Source organism: Leptolyngbya cf. ectocarpi LEGE 11479 (assembly GCF_015207065.1).
In the GTDB taxonomy this organism is placed as follows: domain Bacteria; phylum Cyanobacteriota; class Cyanobacteriia; order Phormidesmidales; family Phormidesmidaceae; genus Leptothoe; species Leptothoe ectocarpi.
Window position 1 is genome coordinate 1 of sequence record NZ_JADEXP010000385.1, and the last position, 6,070, is coordinate 6,070.

Consider the following 6,070-nt stretch of genomic DNA (forward strand, 5'->3'; position numbering starts at 1 on the left):
TTATTGCGGTGATTACCGCCTTTCTCGGTGGGCGACCGGGCTCGATCTCGGCAGCGACAGGGGCGATGGCTCTGCTGATGGTGGATTTGGTCAAAGTCCACGGGTTGGAGTATCTGCTGGCTGCTACCTTTTTGACCGGCATTTTTCAGGTGATATTTGGGTTTCTCAAGCTGGGTCGCCAAATGAAATTTGTGCCCCGAGCGGTGATGATCGGCTATATCAACGCCCTGGCCGTACTCATCTTTTTAGCGCAGCTACCCCAGCTCACTGGCGTACCCTACACGGTCTATGTGCTGACGCTGCTGTCCCTGGGGATTATCTATATCCTGCCCCGCTTTACTAAGGCGGTGCCCTCCCCGCTGGTAGCTCTGGCAGTAATGACTATCGCTGCCATCAGTCTGAAGCTAGATGTGCCCACCGTGGGGGACATGGGTGAGCTACCCACCGCGCCGCCCCTATTTGCTCTACCGCAGGTGCCCTTTACTTTAGAAACGCTGCAGATTATTCTGCCCTATTCCTTGACCCTGGCGATTGTGGGGCTGCTGGCTTCTTTTCTGACTGCCTCGCTAGTGGATGATTTGACCGATACCCCCAGCGATAAAAACCAGGAGGCCAAAGGTCAGGGTATCGCCAATATCGTCACCGCCTTTTTTGGCGGCATGGCCGGATGCGGCATGATCGGCCAGTCGGTAATCAACGTGCAATCGGGTGGTCGGGGTCGTCTCTCTACCCTGGCGGCTGGCGTGTTTTTGTTGATGGCCATTCTGTTCTTGCAAGACTGGGTGCAGCAGATGCCCATGGCCGCCTTGGTGGCCGTCATGATCATGGTGTCTATCGGTACCTTTCGCTGGTCGTCTTTTTCCAATATGCGCCGGGTTCCCAGAAGTGAAGTTGCCGTCATGCTGACGACGATGTTTGTGATTATCTTCACCCGCAACTTTGCCCTGGGGGTGGCCACAGGCATCGTCATGAGTACGGTGTTTTTCTCTCGCAAGGTGGCCAAGCTGGTATTTGTTGATAAGGTACTGACGGACGACGGTGCCCACCGGATCTACAACGTGTCTGGACAAATTTTCTTTGTGTCTCGGGATGAATTTGCAGAGTCCTTTAACTATGCAGAGTCCATTGACCAGGTGACCATTAACCTGACCCATGCCCAGCTATGGGACCAGGGAGCCGTGGAGGTTCTAGACAAGGCCGTCCAGAAGTTTCGTCGTAAAGGTGTGGAGGTCACTGTGGTGGGTCTCAATGAAGCCAGTGCCACCCTGCTTAATCGCCTTGCCACTGATGAGGAACTTGTTGCCAACGGGTGAACCTAGCGCCGCTATGCTCTCCCAGACTTCATTTCTCAGAAATAGAGAATTAAATGTAGGAGCTACTTTCCGCCGTACAGGCGTTCCATGGAACGCCTCTTCAGATATATCTTGGATGTATAAAAATATCATTCCTTAGAGAAAACGCAACCTATGAAAACGATTCTTCTGTGCTCCGACGGATCTGCTTTTGCAGACGGTATTTATCGATACGGTGCTTGGTTTGCTCGCCGATTTGAGGCTCAGACTAAAGTGCTGTTTGTCACCGATATTCGCAGCCAAAAGGTCGTTTCTACTGGAAATCTCAGTGGCAGCATTGGCCTGGGAGCTTCAGAGCAGCTCTTGAACGAGCTGGTTGACCTAGAGCATGAACGGGCCAAACTTAATAATCAGCGAGCCCGACTGATTTTGAAGAACGCCGATCAGGTACTCAAAGCTGAAGGACTCAGCGAAGTGGAACTGCTTAATCCAACCGGCTTTTTGGTGGACTGCTTCCACGACTTTGAGGCGGATGCTGACATGGTGGTGCTGGGCAAACGCGGTGAAGCGGCGGAGTTTGCCTCAGGTCACCTCGGGGCCAATATTGATCGGATTGTGCGCAGCAGCAGCAAGCCTTGTCTCGTAACTCCCCAAACCTTTGCTCCGATTGAGCGACTGCTGGTGGCCTACGACGGTAGCCCCACAGGCAAGCGAGTGGTGGACTTTCTGGCGGACAGTGCCTCAGGATTTAAGGATATTGAGATTCATCTGCTGACGGTGGCCAAGCCCGACTCGGCGCGATCGCAAGAACTATCCAATGCCCAAACTAAGCTACAGCAGGCCGGACTCACCCTGACCACCAGCGTACTCAGTGGCGACCCGGAACAGGTGATTGCTCAATATATTGAACAGCATCAGATTAGTCTTTTACTAATGGGTGCCTACGGCCACCGCCGCATTCGTCATCTGGTCATTGGTAGCACCACGGTTCAACTCTTAAGAAGCACTCAGATTCCGATGCTGTTGTTCCGTTAGGTCTGCTATCAGCATGCTGAAATACGTCTGCCGCCGGTTATTAGTAGCGATTCCGACATTGTTGGCTATTAGCGTCGTGATTTTTGTGCTGCTTGCGATCGCACCCACCAATCCCCTCGGTGAACTAGCCACCAATCCGTCTATTACCCCTGAAGTTCGTGAAAACCTGCGTCGTTCTTTGGGACTGGATGACCCGGTAATCATTCGTTATTTCAAATGGCTATGGGCGCTGATTCAGGGTAACTTTGGCTATTCCTTTAACAGTCGCAGTCCCGTCAGTGAGCTAATTTTGCAACGTTTACCGGCCACGCTATGGGTGATCGGTTCCGGCTATCTGTTAAGTGTACTGCTGGCCCTGCCCCTGGGCACTCTCTCCGCCATCAAAAAAGGCACTGCCGTGGACTGGCTGATTTCCACCCTGGCCTTTGTGGGCTTTTCCCTACCCACGTTTTTTACCGGGCTGTTGCTTATCCTCGTTTTTAGCGTGCAGCTGGGCTGGTTTCCCTTTATCTACAGCAGCACCCTAGTGGTCAACGACTGGAGCAGCTTTCTAGAGCTGGTGCGGCAGTCGATTTTACCAGTGACGGTGCTGGCCCTATTTCAAACCGCAATTTTAATGCGCTTTATCCGCGCCGCCATTGCTGAAGAACTACCCCAGGGCTATGTGCGGACGGCTCGGGCGAAGGGGCTGTCGCGATCGCGCATCCTCGGCGTCCATATTCTCCGCAATGCCTCGATTCCGGTGGTGACGCTACTGGCCCTCGATATTCCTAGCCTGTTTACCGGGTCCCTGGTGTTAGAACAAGTCTTTCGCATTCCCGGCATGGGAGCCCTGCTAATCGACTCCATTAACCGCAGTGACACTCCCGTAGTGATGGCAGTTTCATTTATCTACGCCGTGCTGGTGGTGGTGTTTAACGTGTTTGCCGATGTGCTCTATGGCTGGCTAGATCCCAGAGGCCGGCTAGGCTGAGGCTACAATAAAACCAATGGAGGCAGCCGTCTATCCCAGTAAAACCATGGCCCAAGCTAAAGATCGTCCCCCCACGCTACAGCCAGTCCCCCCGCTGCCCCCGTCGGAAACCTTATTGTTGGCCTATCGCCAGATCAGCTACAGCAATTAAATGAAAAACAACAGTAGTTCTTATCTCAGATTGCCCATACATATCAACGCGCTTAACTCTAAACCTCTATAAGAGATGTGGGGATGAAGGCAACAACTGACTCAATCGTTTGGGACTATGCGAAAGACAATGATTAAACCAATTCTCTAGTCAATACTCCATCAGCTCACACCACAGTGATCGCGGACACAAACCAAGGAAACTTGATGCTTATGTAAGCGGAGCATAGGTTTACCTTGCAAGGGGGGTGATATGACACATTGTCAGACTACAGTGGACCCATAGACAAGTTATTGAATAACGCCTTATCTCCAACCCTATATCTGAGTAGACAGGTCACTGTATTACTTAACCCCTATATCTAACTCGAAGCCCCCATGTGCCTTAGCGTTCGTGGGGGTTTCTTATATCGAATCGATGGATTAAATCGATGCTAGTATGCTCAAACTCGAACAGGGAATTTTGATGGTGCAGCTTCGTCGGCAGTCTCCCATGGCTTTATTTGGTGTGGCTACATTTAGTTTGATTCTACTGGCGATCGCAATCGGACCCTATGTATATCCCCAATCAGCTGACGCCATTGATTTTGCTTTAGCGACTCAGCCACCCAGCTGGGGCCATCCGTTTGGGACGAATACCTTGGGCCAAGACCAGCTGGCGCGAGTGCTGCTGGGGGGACGGGTTTCGCTAACTGTGGGGATTGCAGCCATGGCGATGGCGGTGAGTATAGGCACACTGATCGGTGCGATCGCAGGTTTCTACGGTGGCCTACTCAGTGCCTTACTAATGCGCTTTACCGATTTATTCCTATCCCTACCCCAGCTACCCCTGTCCCTGCTGGTGATTTATCTGTTTGGGGATGCGGCACGGGCTGCCCTAGGCCCCCAGAATGGCATTTTTGCCCTGGTGGTGCTGGTAATTGGTGGCTTTAACTGGATGTCGGTGGCGAGGTTGGTGCGGGCTGGTTTTTTGGCGACTCGCGATCGCACATTCATGCAAGCTGTCCAGGCGCTCGGCGCTAAGCCTCGTCGGCTAATCTGGCATCATTTACTGCCCAATGTGCTGGGGCCAGTAATTGTAGCAGCGACTCTGGCGGTGGGGAATGCGGTCTTAGCTGAAGCCACCCTCAGTTTTTTGGGGCTGGGGTTCCCTCCCGATATCCCCACCTGGGGCCGCATGCTCTACACAGCCCAGGATTATTTGGCAAGTGCTCCCCATATGGCAATTTTTCCAGGAGCGGCAATTTTTCTCACGGTTTTGAGCATCAACTTTATTGGCGATGGTCTCCGAGATACCCTGGATGCAAGTTAACCGAGATCTTGCACTTGGTGGGAAGCGCTAACCCGCCCAGGGTTTGAAACCCTGGGCTAACCGAAGGGTGTCCACTGGAAGGGACACAATTATCGGAAATGTGTTTTGAGGGTTCGCTTCCACAACACTTAACGATGCTTCAATAGCTCCACCACCGGCCTCCAGCGCCTCCATACCCAATTGTCCCTTTTAGCGGACGACCCTCAGCTAACGCTGGAGTTTCAACCCAGCGCGGGCTTTAGCGACACAGCCAATCTTAGTGCAAGATATGAACTAAAGAGGTTGAAGATCGTTCAATCTTTAAAGCCTTGAAGTCTACTAAAATCGAGCAGATTTTTATCACTCGAACAATTTTAGTGATATTTTCTTGAGAGCTTAAAGCCATACAACAACATTTCTCCGGGCAGCTCAGAAAAACCGATGTAGAACATTCATAGCGACATTGAGCTTAGCAATAACGTGTTTGCTCAAATGCTCAACAACCCTATCAGGGGATATGTTCAGGTTCACTCCCTACTTGCTCCAGCAACTATCTGGCTTCGGGCTAGATAGTTGCCTATTCAAACTATCTTCACAACGTGCCTAAGCAATCTGTTGCACAAAATCATTGAGCCGTTCCATGCCTTTTTCAATGGTGGCCATGTCAGTGGCATAGGAAATGCGAATACCGCTATCAGCCCCAAAGGCGATTCCTGGAACAGCAGCAACATGTTTTTCATTCAGTAAGCGCGTACAAAAGTCCAGGGATGGCAACCCCGTCTTGCTGATATTGATAAACAGATAAAACGCACCATCTGGGGGCACACAGCTCAGACCAGGAATGGCATTGACAAGATTGATAATGGCTGTACGCCGTTTGGAAAATGCTTGGCGCATGGTTTCAACACAGTCTTGGGGGGATTCTAAAGCTGCGATCGCACCATACTGGGCAAAGGTACACACATTGGACGTACTCTGACTTTGCAGGGTGTTGGCCGCCTTAATCAGTTCAACCGGTCCGGCTAAATACCCCAGCCGCCAGCCAGTCATGGCATAGGCTTTGGCAAATCCATTACTAACAATGGTGCGCTTAAACATGGCCTCGCTCACCGCGCCAATACTCAGGTGCTCAGTCCCGTCATACAAAATCTTTTCATAGATTTCGTCTGCGACGACCCAAATATCATTAGCCACAACGACCTCAGCCAGCGCGCGCACTTCATCGGGGCTGTAGACCATTCCCGTTGGATTAGAAGGAGAATTAAAGACTAACAGTTTTGTTTTAGGTGTAATCGCCTGCTGCAGCTGTTTGGGGGTCATTTTGTAACC

5 protein-coding genes are annotated in these 6,070 nt (G+C 51.5%); 4 read left to right on the forward strand and 1 reads right to left on the reverse strand.

Translation table 11 applies throughout. The annotated features are described in order from the left end of the window. From IQ260_RS26380 to IQ260_RS26395, 4 genes are all read left to right on the forward strand, one after another. The coding region (locus IQ260_RS26380) for a SulP family inorganic anion transporter (protein ID WP_193996061.1) at positions 1-1,313 on the forward strand (1,313 nt) is incomplete at its 5' end. 153 nt (positions 1,314-1,466) lie between these two features. After that, a complete protein-coding gene (locus tag IQ260_RS26385; protein ID WP_193996062.1) occupies positions 1,467-2,327 on the forward strand; it encodes a universal stress protein in 861 nt (286 codons plus the stop codon). 13 nt (positions 2,328-2,340) lie between these two features. Further along, positions 2,341-3,300 (forward strand): ABC transporter permease, encoded by a 960-nt coding sequence (locus IQ260_RS26390; protein ID WP_193996063.1) that lies wholly within the window; start codon positions 2,341-2,343, stop codon positions 3,298-3,300. A gap of 589 nt (positions 3,301-3,889) precedes the next feature. Beyond that, on the forward strand, positions 3,890-4,762 hold the full coding sequence (locus IQ260_RS26395; protein ID WP_228016456.1) for an ABC transporter permease: 873 nt from the start codon (positions 3,890-3,892) through the stop codon (positions 4,760-4,762). A 582-nt stretch (positions 4,763-5,344) separates the two neighbouring features. Here the strand turns inward: IQ260_RS26395 and IQ260_RS26400 are convergent. After that, positions 5,345-6,070, reverse strand: a 726-nt coding sequence (locus IQ260_RS26400; protein ID WP_193996064.1) for a pyridoxal phosphate-dependent aminotransferase, incomplete at its 5' end; no start/stop codon positions are given.

Coding starts and splice junctions, on each gene's coding strand:
- IQ260_RS26385 (WP_193996062.1), top strand. CDS start 1,467: ATGAAAACGATTCTTCTGTGCTCCGACGGATCTGCTTTTGCAGACGGT.
- IQ260_RS26390 (WP_193996063.1), top strand. CDS start 2,341: ATGCTGAAATACGTCTGCCGCCGGTTATTAGTAGCGATTCCGACATTG.
- IQ260_RS26395 (WP_228016456.1), top strand. CDS start 3,890: ATGCTCAAACTCGAACAGGGAATTTTGATGGTGCAGCTTCGTCGGCAG.